The following is a 17,454-nucleotide window of genomic DNA, read 5'->3' as shown; positions in this document are numbered from 1 at the left end:
GATAAAATTATTGCCGAAAAATACGATACAGGTTTTACAAAAAATTCTAAAATTTTGGGTTGGTCTATGACAAAAAGCATCACGGCTACTTATTTCGGAATTCTTCAAAAACAAGGAAAATTCAATATTAATAAACCCGCTCCAATTGCGGAATGGCAAAATGATGACCGCAAAAATATTACCACAAACGATTTGTTACACATGAATTCTGGATTAGAATGGGACGAAAATTATGATAAGATTTCAGATGCGACAAAAATGCTTTTTCAGGCAGAAGACATGACAAAATCTCAAGTCGTAAAACCAGCAAAATTTAAACCCAACACACATTGGAATTACTCTTCTGGAACGACAAACTTATTGTCTGGAATTTTAAGAAACCAGTTTAAAACACACCAAGAATATTTAGATTTTTGGTATTCAGCTTTAATTGATAAAATAGGAATGAACTCGATGGTTGTAGAAACTGATATGGCAGGAAATTATGTTGGCTCGTCATACGGTTGGGCAACCGCCCGTGATTGGTCGAAATTTGGTTTACTTTATTTACACAATGGAAACTGGAATGGTGAACAAATTTTTGATGAAAGTTGGGCAAAATATGTAGCCACACCAACTAATGATTCCGACGGAGTTTATGGTGCGCAATTTTGGCTAAATGCTGGCGGAAAATATCCAGATGCACCTAAAGATTTGTATTCCGCTAATGGTTTTCAAGGACAACATGTATTTATTATTCCATCGAAAGATATTGTTATTGTGAGAATGGGATTGAGTGAGGAATTTGATTTTAATGGAATGTTGAAAGGGATTTTAGGGAGTGTGAAATAGTTATTCATTGATAAAAAATAAAAAACCGCCTGACAGCGGTTTTTTTTATTTCAAACTAAGCATTCTTATTTAACGTGAATAATATAAGTTTTTATCAAAATATTACAACATAAACCTGTTTGAAGTTAATATCTTTGAAAGATATTTATGGTAATTAAATCGTTTAATTTACAATAATCTAAAAAAGACAAAACATGAATCTTAAAAGACTTTTTGGCGCTTTGCTGACTATTCTAGGAATAGGGGCGCTCATTTATGCTGCTGTAATCTTTACTGACACTTCAGGAAGCGAACGAGATATTAAATCACTTATTATATACGGAATCTTAGGAACTGTATTCTTCATTTCTGGTATTAGCTTGATTAGAACCACAAAAGACGAATCATAAATTACCTATTGATTCTGTTATTTATAAATCATAATATTACAGGTCAAATCCCATTTTTACGCCTAATTTATCGGCAATGATTCGGGCAATTTTACTTCTTAGTTCGGGAATTTTAATACTTCCCGTTACTTCGCTCGTAAAGGCGTACATCAATAATGCCTTTGCTTCTTTTTTAGGAATTCCGCGTTGTTGCATATAGAACATAGCGTTCTCGTCTAGTTGTCCTATGGTACAACCATGAGAACATTTTACATCATCTGCAAAAATTTCTAGTTGTGGTTTTGCATTAATGGTTGCTTTGTCGCTCAACAGAATATTATTATTTTTCTGGAAAGCATCGGTTTTTTGAGCTTCTCTTTCTACAAAAATCTTTCCGTTAAAAACTCCTGTTGATGAACCATCAAGAATGGTTTTGTAATTCTGATGACTTTCGCAGTTTGGTGTAGCGTGTTGTACTAATGTATAATGATCTACATGTTGTTTGTCACCAATAATAGTAACACCTTTCAGTGTAGAATCGATTCTTTCACCTTGATGGTAAAAATTCAAATTGTTTCTTGTAATGTTTCCACCAAAAGAAAAAGTATGAACTGAAACATGACTTTCTTGTTTTTGAGCGATGTATGTATTGTCAATCAAATTGGCAGTTTGTACATCATTTTGTATCTTGTAATAATCGACAATGGCACGTTTTTGGGCAAAAATTTCGGTAACAGAATTCGTTAAAACTGGATTGTCATTTAAACTTTGATGACGTTCGATGATTTGAACGTGAGCATTTTCGCCAACGATTACCAAATTACGAGGTTGCACCATCAGTGCTGCTTCCGAACCTGTTGAAAAATAAATAATTTCGATAGGTTTTTCGACCACTTTACTTTTTGGAATATTTATGTAAGCACCTTCGCTAGCAAAAGCAGTATTTAAAGAAGTTAAACTTTCTTCTTTACTGGCTATTTTGTTAAAATATTCGTCGATATACATTTTGTATTTCGGTTTGTTTAATCCCGATGACATCAAGCAAACATCTAAACCATCATGTGAGGTTGAAGATAAAAAAGAACTGAATATTCCGTCGATAAAAACTACTTTGTAAGTATCAATTTCGTGTAGAAAATATTTTTTTACCTCGGCAAATTCGATTGTGTTTTCCTTTTTTGGGAATACGCTAAAATCATTTTTTAAAATGGTATTTAGTGATGTATATTTCCAAGATTCTTCCTTTTTAGTTGGGAATCCTTTACTTTCAAAGTTTTTTATAGCTTGACTACGCACATCGTGAAGCTCTTGATGAAAATCTATTTTTTCTTCAAAAGCCATAAATGACGATAATAATTTTTCTTTCAATTCCATATTAGTTAACTTCTTGTTTTAACCAATCGTATCCTTTTTCTTCTAATTCAAGAGCCAACTCTTTTCCACCCGACTTTACGATTTTTCCATCATGAAGAACGTGTACAAAATCAGGAACTATATATTCTAACAAACGTTGGTAATGTGTTATTACAATTACTGCGTTGTCTTTGCTTTTTAGTTTGTTTACGCCGTTTGCAACGATACGTAAAGCATCAATATCAAGACCAGAATCCGTTTCGTCAAGGATTGCTAGTTTAGGTTCGAGCATTGCCATTTGAAAAATCTCGTTACGTTTTTTTTCTCCACCAGAAAATCCTTCGTTAAGAGAACGAGACAAAAATTTACGATCTATTTCTAATAATTCTGATTTTTCACGTATTAATTTCAACATCTCATTTGCTGGCATATCTTCTTGCCCTCTTGCTTTACGAGATTCGTTAATCGCTGTTTTCATGAAATTTGTTACCGAAACTCCTGGGATTTCTACAGGATATTGAAACGACAAGAAAACGCCTTTATGTGCTCTTTCTTCAGGAGCTAATTCAGAAATATCTTCTCCTTCTAAAAGAATTTCACCAGCCGTAACATTATAATTTTCGTTTCCAGCTATAATAGAAGAAAGTGTACTTTTTCCAGCACCATTTGGCCCCATTATAGCATGAACTTCGCCTGCTTTTACCTCAAGGTTTATTCCTTTTAATATTTCTTTGTCTTCAATCGAAGCGTGTAAATTTTTTATTGATAACATCATGTTGTTTTATATAAAGGCTAATTCTATTTTATCTGTTGTTGTAAATTGATCTGCATTAAAATGTTTGTCTCCAAGGTATTCCATTCCTAAATATTCTGCCGATTTTCGAAACGGAATATAAAAGTCGAAATCTATTTCATTATCGTGAGAATTTGAAAATACCGCTACTTTTTTTCCGCGAAGTAATCTTCCTGTTTCTTTTTCTATCCGAATTAAATCCGAAAGGCGATCAAAAAACACTTTCATAACACCACTCATACTATACCAATACACTGGAGTTGCAAAAACTAAAGTGTCATATTTTTCTATAATCGATTTAATAAGCGGTAAAAAATCATCTTCTCTGTTTTTACTTTCGTAATCATAATAAGATATTTGATAGTCATTCAAATTAACCACATCAAAATCATATTGTGAAGCAATCGCATCAACTATCTTGGTTGTATTTCCGTTGTTTCGTGACGATCCAACTATAATTACTTTCTTATTTTCCATTTCTTGATTATCCAACACTTCCTTCCAACGAAATCTCTAACAACTTCTGAGCTTCCACAGCAAATTCCATTGGCAATTTATTCAAAACCTCTTTACTAAAACCGTTTACAATTAATGCAATGGCTTTTTCGGTTGGAATTCCTCTTTGGTTGCAATAAAAAACTTGGTCTTCTCCAATTTTACTCGTCGTTGCTTCGTGTTCTATTTTGGCCGATGTATTTTTACTTTCGATGTACGGAAATGTATGTGCACCGCAATTATTTCCCATCAATAACGAGTCACATTGTGAAAAATTACGAGCATTATCAGCACCTGCACCAATTCTTACCAAACCACGGTAACTATTTTGTGATTTCCCTGCCGAAATTCCTTTAGAAATAATGGTAGACTTGGTATTTTTACCAATGTGAATCATCTTCGTTCCAGTATCTGCTTGTTGGAAATTGTTAGTCACTGCAATCGAGTAAAATTCTCCAATCGAATTATCTCCTTTTAAGATACATGATGGATATTTCCATGTCACTGCCGATCCAGTTTCGACTTGTGTCCAAGAAATTTTTGCATTTTTCTCACAAATTCCTCTTTTGGTTACAAAATTATAAACACCACCTTTTCCTTCTTTATTTCCTGGATACCAGTTTTGTACAGTCGAATATTTTATCTCAGCATCGTCTAAAGCAATTAGCTCGACAACTGCAGCGTGTAATTGATTTTCGTCACGACTTGGCGCGGTGCAACCTTCAAGATACGACACATAACTTCCTTCGTCCGCAATAAGAAGTGTTCTCTCAAATTGTCCAGTTCCGGCTTGATTAATTCTAAAATAAGTTGATAATTCCATCGGGCAACGAACACCTTTTGGAATATAACAGAAACTTCCATCAGAGAAAACTGCCGAATTTAATGCGGCATAAAAATTATCTCTTTGCGGTACAACTGTTCCTAAATATTTTTGAACTAATTCTGGAAATTCACGAATCGCTTCAGAAATTGGACAAAAAATTATTCCTTTTTCAGATAATGTTTTTTTGAAAGTTGTAGCTACCGAAACTGAATCGACAACAATATCCATTGCGACATTGTTCATCATTTTTTGTTCATCGATAGAAATTCCTAACTTTTTATACATTTCCAAAAGATCTGGATCTACATCATCTAATGTTTTGTTCGGATCTACTGCTTTTGGTGCCGAATAATAGGAAATTGCTTGAAAATCTGGTTTTGCATAATGCACATTTGCCCATTCTGGTTCTACCATTTCTTGCCAAGCACGAAAAGCTTCAATACGCCAATCGGTCATCCATTGTGGTTCTTCTTTTTTCAGAGAAATGGCACGAACTATATCTTCATTTAAACCAATAGGAAAAGTTTCTGATTCGATATCAGTGTAAAATCCGTACTCATACTCTTTATTTTCGAGTTCGATTTTTAAATCGTCTTCTGTGTATTTTGACATTTTTTATATTTAAAGATTGAAAAATTTAAAGATTGAAAAACCTTAAACCCTTAAATCATTTGCTTGTTTCTAATTTAGAATTCAAATACTTTATGAAATTTGAAATGTTTTGAGAAATTTAGATACCTGTATCATAACTAATTTGAATGTCATTCTGGTTGCAAAACCCTAATTCTCTTGATAATATTAACATATTTCTCACTTCTGCACAACTTCCTTTAGAATATTTTAAAAACCTTATGAATTGACGATTATTATTATATTCTGAACCTTCGGCAATATTATTTATTATTGAAACAACTGCTCTTTTCATTTGATATTTAAGACCAAACTCTTTTCAAAGTTTTATTATTTAACAATTCGAAAACTAATTTAGTTAAAAGAATAGATTTTTTATAAACTTCAAATTCTTCAAACGATTTAGTCATAATCTTTCAATTATTGAATTTTTAATCTTTCAATTACAGAGAGAAACTCTCTCCACATCCACAAGTTCTACTTGCATTTGGATTATTAAAAACAAATCCTTTTCCGTTTAATCCTCCAGAAAATTCTAAAATTGTTCCTGCTAAATAAAGAAAACTCTTTTTTTCGACAGCTATTTTTATATTATTATCTTCAAAAACTTTGTCGTTTTCTCCTATTTTTTTATCAAATGTTAAATCGTACGATAATCCTGAACAACCACCGCTTTTTACGCCCACGCGAACGTAATCTTGGGTAGCATCAAAACCATCATCTTTCATCATATCGACAATTTTTTTACTGGCAGACTCAGATACTTTGATCATTGTTATTTTGATTTTGTCTAAATTAACCACAAAGATAACTCATAAAATGCTTTTTACAAGTTTTACTAACATTTTTATAACTAATGACGGGATAGAAAAAGTCGATTCCATTTTTTAAATCTTAAAAAACATTTATATATTGCAAGCAAATTATAAACAACAATAAACAAACATTATGGAGCAGATTGAAAACTCTTTATCAAAATTAAAAAGCTATAAACTAGACTTTCAAGGAAATGGGAGCGACTTTTTTGGAATATTAATAGTCAATTGGCTTCTAACAATTGTTACACTTGGTTTTTATTATCCTTGGGCAAAAGCAAAAAAACTACAATATTTATATGGCGAAACTTCATTAAACGAAGATAGATTCGAGTTTCACGGAACTGGAAAAGAAATGTTTAAGGGTTTTATAAAAGCTATTGGTCTATTTGTCGTTTTATATGGGGTTTTGTTACTATTTGTGTATTTAGAAATGCCTGCAATGGGTCTTATATTCTTTTATTTAGCATTTTTTGCAGTACTTCCAGTTGCTATTCACGGATCGTATAAATACAGAATGTCTAGAACTTCTTGGAGAGGAATTCGTTTTGGATATAGAGGCGACAGAAACGAACTCGTAAAAAACTTTTTCAAATGGATAGGTTTAACGATTGTTACTCTTGGTATTTATGGCTCGTGGTTGGCAATGAATTTAAGAAGTTATGTTATTGGCAATATTAAATTTGGTGATATTGAAATGAAATATAAAGGTGATGGTGGAGATTATTTGTTAATGAATCTTAAAGGATATTTTCTAACTATTATTACTTTGGGTGTTTATATGTTTTGGTGGCAAAAGGATATGTTCGATTATTACATCAACAACTTAAGTTTGCATAAAGACGACGAAAAAATCGAATTAGAATCTACCGTAACTGGTGGTGAAATATTTCAATTAAGCATTGTAAATATTTTAATACTAATTTTTACACTGGGAATTGGTTCTGCTTGGGTTGAAATAAGAACTATGAAATATATTATGTCTAATGTTAATCTTGCGGGTACTATCGATTTAGATACTATAAAACAGACCGAAGAAAATTACAATGACGCTACTGGAGAAGATATCGAAGACATGCTCGATATGGATTTTGTAATGTAATATGATGATTATAAAAACTGCCGCAATTTATTTTGACGGAGAATCTTCGACTCCTCAGAATGTTGAATTCTTTTTAGATAAAAAGAAAGAAGTTTTTTATTTTGAAACTCAAAAAAAAGGGTGGATAAATTTGGGAATTAAAGAATCAGACTTTAAACAAAAGTCTGATTCTTTTGTTATTCAAAATAAAGAAGATGTGTCTAAAAGTATCATCGTAAAAGATCCCCTTTTTATAAATAACTTAAAAACATATCTCGAAGAAACAGGAAACGTGAATTGGTATCAAAAACTTATAAATCTAGGTTTCAAAGTTCATTCGACAATTGCTATAACGATTCTAGGTTTTATAGGTTTATCTTACTTATATATACTGCCTTACATTGCAGAAAAGGCAGTGGTTTTAGTTCCTGAAAGTTATGATACTAATTTAGGTGATCTAGTTTTCAAACAAAGTTTGATGACAAGCACCATTGATTCTGTAAAATCAGAAAAACTAAACCTATTTGCTAAAGAACTCAAGCTAAATAACAATAAAAATTTACATTTTACAGTCGTAAATTCGAATATTATAAATGCGTATGCCTTACCCAATGGAGACATTGTGGTTTTTTCTGGCATACTCGATGCAATGAAAGATTATGATGAACTTGTCGCATTGATAGGTCATGAAGTCTCACATGTAAACAACAGAGATTCCATGAAAATGTTATGCAGAAACTTATCTGGATACCTATTTGTCTCAGCAATTTTAGGCGACACCAATGGTGTTATGGCAGTAATAGGCGATAATGCAAACACATTACAATCACTTTCTTTTTCCAGAAAATTCGAACATCAGGCTGATGTAGAAGGTTTTCAGATATTAACCGCCAATCATGTTAACCCAAAAGGAATGTCAAATTTGTTTAAACGTTTGGAAGAAGACAAAAATGATTTTTCGATACCTGAATTTTTAAGTTCGCATCCAATAACAAACGAAAGAATAAATGATATTGATAAACTAATAAAATCTAAATCTTTTGTTGTTAAAGACAATCCGAAATTAAAAACCTTATTTCAAGAAATTAAGCAATAAAGAACTATTTTTATTGTTTATTTTAATCTTTCAATTAAAAAAATGAAACTCTACCCAATAGAAACAGGAAATTTTAAACTAGATGGTGGCGCAATGTTTGGCGTCGTGCCCAAAACCATTTGGAACAAAACCAATCCTGCGGACGAAAATAATTTAATAGATATTGCCGCAAGATGTCTTCTCATTGAAGATGGAAACCGATTAATTCTCATCGACACCGGAATGGGAAACAAACAATCCGATAAGTTTTTTGGTTATTATTCACTTTGGGGAAGTCATTCGTTAGACAAATCGTTAGCAAAATATGGTTTTTCTCGTGATGATATTACCGATGTTTTTATGACACACTTACATTTTGACCATTGTGGCGGAAGTATTATTTGGAACAAAGACAAAACAGGTTACGAAGTCGCTTTTAAAAACGCAAAATTTTGGACTAACGAAAACCACTGGGAATGGGCAACAAAGCCAAATAATCGCGAAAAAGCTTCTTTCCTGTCCGAAAATATTTTGCCAATGCAAGAAAGTGGGCAACTCAATTTTATTACCAAAGCAAATTCTGATTTTGAAATTGCTTCCGAATTAAATTTTGATGTTTTTTATGTAGATGGCCACACCGAAAAAATGATGATTCCACACATTAAATACCAAGATAAAACCATAGTTTTTTGTGCCGATTTAATTCCAACTGCGGGGCATTTGCCCTTGCCGTATGTAATGGGTTACGATACAAGACCACTTTTGACAATGCCTGAAAAATCAAAATTTCTAAACTCGGCCGCCGAAAATAATTATTATCTGTTTCTAGAACACGATGCACACAACGAAATCATTACTGTCGAAAAAACCGAAAAAGGAATTCGACTAAACGAGACTTTTTCCTGTCTAGAAATACTAACATAATGTTAAAAAATATAAATTTGTAACAAAAATTAAGACTTTTATACCAAAATATCGAACTAAATTATAATACTATGAGAATTTTAAAACCAATTTTAATTTCTGGAATAATCGCTTTTACATTGGCGAGCTGCGGTGGAACAAAAGCCGTAACGAGCACAAATGTTGCGAATATCGATAAAATGCCATTAAAAACAACGCCGATTTCTGAAGCCAATATGAAACGTTGGAGTCATTTTGATTTAGTAAAAGATACAGTCCCTGGAATGAGTGTTGATAAGGCTTATGCCGAATTGTTAAAAGGTAAAAAAGGAACAAAAATTATCGTTGCAGTGGTAGATTCTGGGATAGATATCGATCATGAAGATTTAAAAGGTGAAATTTGGACAAATTCAAAAGAAATTGCTGGCAACAAAAAAGACGATGACAACAATGGTTTTATTGATGATGTACATGGTTGGAATTTCCTTGGAGATGCCGATAACGAACAGTTAGAAATGACTCGTATTGTAAAAAAAGGAAATGATGGTTCTGCGCAGTTTCAAGCAGCTTCGGCAGAATTTGAAAGTAAAAAAGCAGAACTTGCGCCCCAAAAACAACAAGTAGACATGCTTCTTGGTGCTGATAAAGCAGTTAGAACTTTTCTGAAAAAGGATAATTTTACATTGGTAGATGTAAAAGCAATGCAAACTACCGATCCGACTTTGATGCAATACAAAGGAATGTTTACACAAATTTTGACTACAACACCAAAAGCAGAATTTGACAGCCAGATACAAGAATACAAAGACTATGTTTACGACCAATTGAACTATAATTTAAATACCGAATTTGACGGACGTAAAATTGTAGGAGACAATCCTAACGATATGAACGACAAAAAATACGGTAACAATAATGTAATTGGTCCTAAAAAAGAAGGAGCAAAACATGGAACGCACGTAGCAGGAATTATCGCTTCAGTTCGTGGAAACAACAAAGGTGGAGACGGAATAGCGTCAAACAATGTACAAATCATGGCAGTTCGTGCTGTTCCTAATGGTGACGAATATGACAAAGACATTGCACTTGCCATTCGTTATGCTGTAGATAATGGCGCAAAAGTAATAAACGGAAGTTTTGGAAAAAACTATTCTCCAAATAGACAATGGGTTTATGATGCTATAAAATATGCCGAATCTAAAGATGTATTATTCGTGCATGCTGCAGGAAATGATGCAAAAGACATAGACACAGCACCTAATTTTCCTAATGATGCCGATGGTGCAAACCCAGAATATGCAGATAATGTATTAACAATCGGGGCTTTAAATTATGAATATGGTACGTCACAAATGGCAAACTTCTCAAACTACGGAAAAGTAAATGTTGATATTTTTGCTCCAGGTGTAAAAATTTACGCAACAACACCAAAAAACACTTACGAATATTTGCAAGGAACTTCTATGGCATCGCCTAATGTTGCTGGAGTTGCTGCTTTAGTTCGTGCTTATTATCCAAGTTTAACAGCGTCGCAAGTAAAACATGTTATTATGGATTCTGGAACCTCGCTAACTAACTCGTTCAATTTAGCTGGAGCTGAAGGAATACAATCTAATTTAGAGTCTATTTCTAAAACAGGAAAAATTGTAAATGCTTATAATGCTTTGGTTTTAGCAGAAAAAATAGCTGCAAAAAAATAATTTTTATCTATTTTAAAATTTAAAACACAGCTTTCGCAGGAAATTATAAATCTGTGAAAACTGTGTTTTTTGTTAATACTATCAAATGAAAAAAATAATCTTACTTACGTTATTTAGTTTCGGGTCTGTTTTCGCTCAAAACAACCCAAATCCAGGTTATTGGCAACAAAAAGTTGACTATAAAATGGATGTTTCGATGGATGTAAAAACCTATCAATACAAAGGGAAACAAATTTTGGTTTATACAAATAATTCTCCCGACACGTTATACCGAGTATATTATCATTTGTTCAACAATGCTTTTCAGCCTAATAGCTGTATGGATGCTCGAATAAAATCGATAAAAGATCCTGACGGAAGAATGGTTACCAAAGTAAAAGTTGGAGATAAAGAAGTAAAAGAGAGCAGAATTTCAGCTTTGAAAGCGAATGAAATAGGATTTCTTAAAATTTCTAACTTAAAACAAGACGGAATCGAACTAAAAAATAAAGTAGTTAGTACGATCCTCGAAGTAGATTTGGCTAAGCCATTAATCCCACATACTTCGACTACCTTTTCATTAGATTTTGATGGTCAAGTTCCAATACAAATTCGTCGTTCAGGAAGAAATAACAAAGAAGGCGTAGAACTTTCGATGTCTCAATGGTATCCTAAAATGGCTGAATATGATTTTGAAGGATGGCAAGCCGATCCTTATATTGCAAGAGAATTTCATGGAGTATGGGGAAATTTTGATGTAAATATAACCATCGATAAAAATTATATTTTGGGTGGTTCTGGTTATTTGCAAAACCCAAATGGAATAGGATATAATTACCAAGATACTGGTGTTATTGTGAAGCTTCCGAAGAAACAAAAAACATTAACTTGGCATTTTATAGCGCCAAACGTGCATGATTTTACTTGGGCTGCGGACAAGAATTATATTCATGATAGATTAGTTACAAGTTTCGGAACGACTTTACATTTCTTATACAAAAACAACCCAAAAATTATTCAAAACTGGAAGAATTTACAGCCAAAAACAGCGCAGTTAATGGAAATTTACAACAAAATCGTTGGTAAATATCCTTATGAGCAATATTCTGTAATACAAGGTGGCGATGGCGGAATGGAATATGCGATGTGTACTTTGATTCTTGGCGAAGGAACTTTTGATGGTTTGCTAGGAGTAACAGCACACGAAATGGCACATTCTTGGTTTCAACACATTCTAGCTTCGAACGAAGCGAAAAATAGTTGGATGGACGAAGGTTTTACCTCATGGTTAGAAAACTATGGTCTAAACGAAATTGCAGAGAAAAAACAAGAAAATCCTCATGCCGATTCCTATGCTGCTTATGCTTCCTTAGTAAAATCTGGCAAAGAACAACCACAAACAACACACGCAGATCGTTATGACGAAAACCGTCCGTATAGCATTCAGGCATATAGCAAAGGAAATATTTTCTTATCACAATTGGAATACATCATTGGTAAAGAAAACTTTATGAAAACGCTAAAACGTTATTATGCAGATTATAAGTTTACACATCCTACGCCAAACGACATTAAACATACGGCCGAAAAAGTCTCAGGAGCAAACCTTGATTGGTACCTAAACGACTGGACAAAAACCACAAACACGATAGATTACGGAATCAAATCGGTAGAAGATTCTGGAGAGAACACCAAAGTAACTCTCGAAAGAATTGGTAGAATGCCCATGCCACTCGATATTTTAGTTACTTATGAAGACGGAAGTCAAGAAAGTTTTTATATTCCACAAACGTTAATGCGTTGGACAAAAGAAAACCAAAATCCAACAATAAAAAGAACTGTTCTTGAAGGTTGGGATTGGGCTTATCCTACATTCGATTTTAAAATTGATACAAAATCATCAATAAAAAACATCACGATTGATCCAAGCGGACTCATGGCCGATGTGAATAGAGAAAATAATATTTTTAAGAAATAATTTTGTGAAATTTATATATTTTTTACTTATTTCGGCTTCAATATTTGCACAAAACAAAAGTATTGAAGCCAAAATAACAACTATAACTTCCAGCGATTCCAATCCTAAAAAGCGAGAGTTTACCATAAATTATCAAATAGAAAACCTGACAAACAATCCAGTTTCATTTTTTCTCAGACCAAATACATTGATTGCAAATGCGGCAGGCTCGATGACTTTGTTTCCCATTTACAAAATATACACAAATGAGGTTTTTATTCCGCTTGATGGTCCTTTTTTTGAAAAACAAGGTATCGATTGGGAAACAAAACTTGAAGGTTTCAAGGATTACACCACTCCCAAAGCAAAAGAAATAATTAAAAAATTGGTTGAAGAATTTAGAGAAAAAAGCCAGCTGATTGTAGAAAACTATACAAAAAATGGAGGGAAAAGTACGGATGAAAATTGGATTTTAGAGAACCATCATTTGCTAGAATCTAAAATCACTTTAAATCCAAAAGAAATGAAATCCTTTGTCATCAAAACATCTTGGAACAGAGAGCGCTATTTTAAAGAAGATGATTTAGAATATTATCTGGACGAAAAAGACAATTACTTATTTGAATTGGTTCTAGACTTGAAAAAAACATCTTTTAAAGACCAATTATCGGAAGATGAGTATTTAAAAATAAAAAATGACATTAATTTTATTGAAGGAATATTTACTACAAATAAAGTAGAGATAGATTTTAAAGAGAAAACTTAACTTTCTGGAGCCAATTCGATTTCCAGTCCATCTATATCAGCTGTAATTTGAATTTGACAACCCAAGCGGCTATTTTCTTTTACATTATAAGCTTCCCAAAGCATAGCATCTTCATCTTCGCTTTTTTCAGGGATTTCAACATCATTTAGAACATAACATTGGCAAGAAGCGCACATTGCCATACCGCCACAAATTCCTATCGTTCCCTCGGGAGCAAGTTCGTACATGCGCACTAACTCCATGATATTCATATTCATATCTGTTGGCGCTTGTACTTGGTGTGTTATTCCTTCTCGATCGATGATTTTTATGGTAATGTCTTGCATTATTTTTATTTTTTTTACAAAAGTATAAATTATTAGATAAAAACAATATATTTGGAAAATATTGGGGGATTAGCTCATTTGGCTAGAGCGCTTGCCTGGCAGGCAAGAGGTGGTCGGTTCGAATCCGATATTCTCCACTATAAAACCAAAAAACCAAACCAAAAGCAAAACGCCTTAACTATAAGTTGAGGCGTTTTCGTTATTTATAATTTGTTCCGATTCATCTAATAGTAAAATTATTTTGTCTGATATAGCAATCATTTTTTTGTGTTTTTCTTCAGCTTTTTGTATTTCTCCTTTTGTTTTTAGGTCTAAAATTTCTTTAACTAAATGATGTAATTTCTCATGCAATGATTCTATTTTTTGTACAGATTCCATGTGACCATACTTTTTCTTCCCATCGCTATAATACCATTTTCCAAAATCGCTATCACGGTGCGAAATCGCTTGGTTTTGGGTTAAGCTTCCGGCTCCATCGAAAAAGTGACGTATTTTATATTTCCATTTTAAGTGCTTCAATTTTGCATCAATAAAATCTGTGTTAAAGATTTCTTTTTGGTGTTTGTTACTTTTAGAATTTGTGTTTATAAAGTTAGCCAGCTCTTTTGATGAAGAATCTAAATCACCAATTTCAGTTTTTATGATGTCTAATAACTCATTTATTTCTATTCGATTAGAATCTTCATCTATCAAATCTATGACGCCAATAATATTGCTTAGTGGTTTCCTGAAATGATGCGAATTTTTGAATGCTAATTCTTCAAATTGGGCGATATAATTGGCATTTTGAAATTCATTCTCTTTTATTTCGGTAATATCGTGTCCTATTGATAGTATTTCGACAACTTCTTTATTGGCATCAAAAAACGCAATTTCGTCCCATTTTATCCATCTTTTTTGTTTTAAGGCGTTTTCTCTTAGAATAACTATGCTTATTTTCGGATTTGCATAGGATATAGAATCGAATAATTTTAAATAAAACTCATCAACATTTTCAGGTTCTAACGTTCTATAATTTGTTCCTATAAAATAGTCCTTGTCTTTGCCGAAAAAATTATAAAAAGCTTTATTTACATACTTTCTGTTTCCGTATTTATCTGTAATAGATATTAAATCTGTTTGGTTTTCTAACAACAAACTAAATCTTTTTTCGCTTTTTGATAGTTTATCTACTGCCTTTTTTTCTTTCTCTTCTGCTATTTTTTTATCCGTAATATCTGCAGAAATAGTTAAGAATTTGGTGATGCTTTCGTTAGAATCTTTAACAGGAATAATGGAAGAAAGAATCCAAAAATCACTTCCGTTTTTAGTTTTAATATTCGACTCTCCTCGCCAAACTTCTCCCGAAATAATTGTTCTATTTATATTTTCATAAAATTCTTGGTCATGATAATCGGACTTCAAAATATTTATATTTTCTCCCAAAAGCTCTTCTCTGGTGTAGTCTGTCTTTTCGAGATATAAATCGTTTATTTTTAAAATTTTTCCTTCAAAATCGGTAACAATCGAACTTAAATTATCGTTTATCGCCATCTGATAAGAGTATAATTCCTCGCTAGATTTTTTTACCAAAAAATCCAGTTTTTTATTAAAATCAAACAACTCGCTATTTGCCGATTTTAGTTTTTCATCTGTTTCTTTCTGGCTTTCAAGAAAAGAGTTTAGTTTTTGAAAATTTTTATCTAATTTTTTTGAAATAGATAAGCTAATATCTACATTTATCATAGCTAGAGAAAACACCATTACTGCTGTTGTATAAGCCAATATGGTGTTTATAATAAAATAGTTTACTCTTTCATTAGGCACAAAAGGAGTTACCAAATCATAATATACATAAGTGAAATATAGCAACGAACAAACAATCATGGTTGTATATCTCATTCTTCTTTCTCTAAATATAGAAACACTACCACTTGCCAATGCAATATATAGTAATTGAGCGCCTGTTCTTCTGGTATAAAAAGCCCAAATGGTAATTACGATTAGAACTCCAAATAAAGTAATATTACGAGCTATTTTATACTTTTTTTTGTAATTAAAAAATAAGGTGCAAAGTGATACTGGTAAAATAATTAAACCTATATGCGGATTGCTAAAATTTAATAAGAGATAAGTTATTGTTACGCATATACTTCCAAAAATTATTAATATAGAAATTGCATTTAATGTTGCTATACGCTGCCTTTCCAGATAATGCAAATTATCTTTACGGCCTATGTTTAGAACATCTTTCCATTTTTGTTTAAGGTAATTTATCATTAAAAATTGTCTCTAATAATTTTTATAACAAGTAAACGATTTTAAAACAAAAAAGCGATTTCTTTTTACAAAAATCGCTTAAGTGTTTATTATATTCGACAAAATTACATTTCGGCAGTAACTTTATTTGCGTTTCGTCTGTCACGCAACCAATATTTAGTTCTCTTAACTAGATAGAACATTACTGGAACCATAACCAGTGTTAAAATCGTGGCGTAACTTAACCCAAAAATAATAGTCCAAGCTAATGGTCCCCAGAAAATTACGTTATCTCCACCCATAAAAATATGTGGATTCAGATTAGTAATTAAAGAGAAAAAGTCAAAATTTAATCCGATTGCTAACGGAATTAATCCTAAAATAGCGGTTAAAGCTGTTAGTAATACGGGACGTAAACGTGATTTTCCGCTTTCAATAATGACTTCTTTTATTTCTTCTAAAGTTAAATCGTCGTGACTTTGTAGTTTGTTATCTATTACTTTTTTATCTAATAAAAGCACGAAGAAGTCCATTAATACAATTCCGTTTTTTACAACAATTCCTGCCAGTGAGATAATTCCCATCATGGTCATTAAGATCACGAAATCCATATTGGCAATCACATATCCGTAGAAAACACCACTAAAACTTAGTATAACAGTAAACAAAATTACCATTGTTTTTGAAACCGAATTAAACTGTAATACAATAATAATTGTAATTCCTGCCAATGCCAAAAAGAGTGCATACATCAAGAAACTTGCGTTTTTTCCTTGCTCTTCTTGAACTCCAGAAAACGAATACGTTACCGTTTTTGGTAATTGATAATCTTTCAGATTTACTTCAATATTTTTTGTAATCTCATCGCCATTATAACCTGTCAGGACGTTAGAATAAATCGTCATGATTCGTTTTTGATTTTTACGTTTAATCTGATTGTAAGTAGTTGTTTTCTCTGTTTTAGAAACAGCCGAAATTGGCACTTGCACTATTTGTCCGTTGTTCTGATTACGAAAAGTTAGAGATTGGTTAAACAACACACTTTCGTTCTTGCGCTGATCATCTTGCATACGCATTGTGATGTTGTAATCGTCATCACCTTCTTTGTATGTAGAAATTTCTTGACCATATACCGAACGACGCAAATTGAAACCCAATTGTCCTGTCGAAACACCCAAACTTCCTGCGCTAACTCTATCTACTTTTACCTCTAGCTCTGGACTTTGCTTGTTTACATCGACGCTCAAACGTTCTATTCCGGGAATATTTTTTGCATTAATAAAAGCAATCATTTTGTCCGCTTCTTTGAGCATTACAT

General features: G+C 32.4%; 17 protein-coding genes and 1 tRNA gene. 9 read left to right on the top strand and 9 right to left on the bottom strand.

All coding sequences use genetic code 11. The features are described 5' to 3' along the window. Both ACH2BG_RS06755 and ACH2BG_RS06750 read left to right on the top strand, forming a co-directional pair. A partial coding sequence (locus ACH2BG_RS06755; RefSeq protein WP_395046946.1) for a serine hydrolase domain-containing protein occupies positions 1-831 on the top strand: 831 nt, incomplete at its 5' end. A gap of 194 nt (positions 832-1,025) precedes the next feature. After that, entirely contained in the window at positions 1,026-1,220 is a 195-nt protein-coding gene (locus tag ACH2BG_RS06750) for a hypothetical protein (RefSeq protein ID WP_395046945.1), read from the top strand. Positions 1,221-1,256: 36 nt separating this feature from the next. On the opposite strand, the gene sufD is transcribed toward ACH2BG_RS06750, so the two are convergent. The 6 genes from sufD to ACH2BG_RS06720 all read right to left on the bottom strand — a co-directional run bounded on the left by sufD (position 1,257) and on the right by ACH2BG_RS06720 (position 6,069). Then, positions 1,257-2,573, bottom strand: a complete 1,317-nt coding sequence (gene sufD, locus ACH2BG_RS06745) for a Fe-S cluster assembly protein SufD (RefSeq protein WP_395046944.1) — start codon at positions 2,571-2,573, stop codon at positions 1,257-1,259. Position 2,574: 1 nt separating this feature from the next. After that, complete coding sequence (gene sufC / locus ACH2BG_RS06740) at positions 2,575-3,324, bottom strand: Fe-S cluster assembly ATPase SufC (RefSeq protein ID WP_395046947.1); 750 nt, start codon at positions 3,322-3,324, stop codon at positions 2,575-2,577. 9 nt (positions 3,325-3,333) lie between these two features. Continuing rightward, positions 3,334-3,822, bottom strand: coding sequence for a flavodoxin family protein (locus ACH2BG_RS06735; protein WP_395046943.1), 489 nt, complete (start codon positions 3,820-3,822; stop codon positions 3,334-3,336). 7 nt (positions 3,823-3,829) lie between these two features. Next, positions 3,830-5,278, bottom strand: coding sequence for a Fe-S cluster assembly protein SufB (gene sufB / locus ACH2BG_RS06730; protein ID WP_395046942.1), 1,449 nt, complete (start codon positions 5,276-5,278; stop codon positions 3,830-3,832). A 118-nt stretch (positions 5,279-5,396) separates the two neighbouring features. Further along, on the bottom strand, positions 5,397-5,591 hold the full coding sequence (locus ACH2BG_RS06725; RefSeq protein ID WP_395046941.1) for a four helix bundle protein: 195 nt from the start codon (positions 5,589-5,591) through the stop codon (positions 5,397-5,399). Positions 5,592-5,739: 148 nt separating this feature from the next. Further along, complete coding sequence (locus ACH2BG_RS06720; protein WP_395046940.1) at positions 5,740-6,069, bottom strand: HesB/IscA family protein; 330 nt, start codon at positions 6,067-6,069, stop codon at positions 5,740-5,742. Between the two features lie 175 nt (positions 6,070-6,244). Here ACH2BG_RS06720 and ACH2BG_RS06715 point away from each other — a divergent pair, with 175 nt between their 5' ends. From ACH2BG_RS06715 to ACH2BG_RS06690, 6 genes are all read left to right on the top strand, one after another. Next, on the top strand, positions 6,245-7,213 hold the full coding sequence (locus ACH2BG_RS06715) for a YjgN family protein (protein WP_395046939.1): 969 nt from the start codon (positions 6,245-6,247) through the stop codon (positions 7,211-7,213). 1 nt (position 7,214) lies between these two features. Beyond that, positions 7,215-8,288: a M48 family metallopeptidase gene (locus tag ACH2BG_RS06710; protein WP_395046938.1), complete on the top strand. Its 1,074-nt coding sequence runs from the start codon at positions 7,215-7,217 to the stop codon at positions 8,286-8,288. Between the two features lie 42 nt (positions 8,289-8,330). After that, on the top strand, positions 8,331-9,191 hold the full coding sequence (locus tag ACH2BG_RS06705; RefSeq protein WP_395046937.1) for an MBL fold metallo-hydrolase: 861 nt from the start codon (positions 8,331-8,333) through the stop codon (positions 9,189-9,191). 71 nt (positions 9,192-9,262) lie between these two features. Then, positions 9,263-10,870, top strand: coding sequence for a S8 family peptidase (locus ACH2BG_RS06700; protein ID WP_395046936.1), 1,608 nt, complete (start codon positions 9,263-9,265; stop codon positions 10,868-10,870). A gap of 85 nt (positions 10,871-10,955) precedes the next feature. Further along, positions 10,956-12,827, top strand: a complete 1,872-nt coding sequence (locus ACH2BG_RS06695; protein WP_395046935.1) for a M1 family metallopeptidase — start codon at positions 10,956-10,958, stop codon at positions 12,825-12,827. Positions 12,828-12,831: 4 nt separating this feature from the next. Beyond that, positions 12,832-13,572, top strand: a complete 741-nt coding sequence (locus tag ACH2BG_RS06690; RefSeq protein WP_395046934.1) for a hypothetical protein — start codon at positions 12,832-12,834, stop codon at positions 13,570-13,572. Here the strand turns inward: ACH2BG_RS06690 and ACH2BG_RS06685 are convergent. After that, positions 13,569-13,898 carry a ferredoxin gene (locus ACH2BG_RS06685; RefSeq protein WP_395046933.1) on the bottom strand — a complete coding sequence of 110 codons (330 nt, stop codon included), beginning with the start codon at positions 13,896-13,898 and terminating at the stop codon, positions 13,569-13,571. The genes ACH2BG_RS06690 and ACH2BG_RS06685 overlap by 4 nt on opposite strands. Before the next feature lie 63 nt (positions 13,899-13,961). Between ACH2BG_RS06685 and ACH2BG_RS06680 the strand changes: the two genes are divergently transcribed. Next, a tRNA-Ala gene (locus ACH2BG_RS06680) sits at positions 13,962-14,035 on the top strand. Between the two features lie 37 nt (positions 14,036-14,072). Here ACH2BG_RS06680 and ACH2BG_RS06675 read toward each other — a convergent pair. Together ACH2BG_RS06675 and ACH2BG_RS06670 are read right to left on the bottom strand one after the other, a co-directional pair. Continuing rightward, entirely contained in the window at positions 14,073-16,157 is a 2,085-nt protein-coding gene (locus ACH2BG_RS06675) for a PAS domain S-box protein (protein WP_395046932.1), read from the bottom strand. Positions 16,158-16,261: 104 nt separating this feature from the next. Further along, the coding region (locus tag ACH2BG_RS06670) for an efflux RND transporter permease subunit (protein WP_395046931.1) at positions 16,262-17,454 on the bottom strand (1,193 nt) is incomplete at its 5' end.

The organism is Flavobacterium sp. (genome assembly GCF_043779715.1).
In the GTDB taxonomy this organism is placed as follows: domain Bacteria; phylum Bacteroidota; class Bacteroidia; order Flavobacteriales; family Flavobacteriaceae; genus Flavobacterium.
This window is presented reverse-complemented; position numbering and strand designations above follow the sequence as displayed.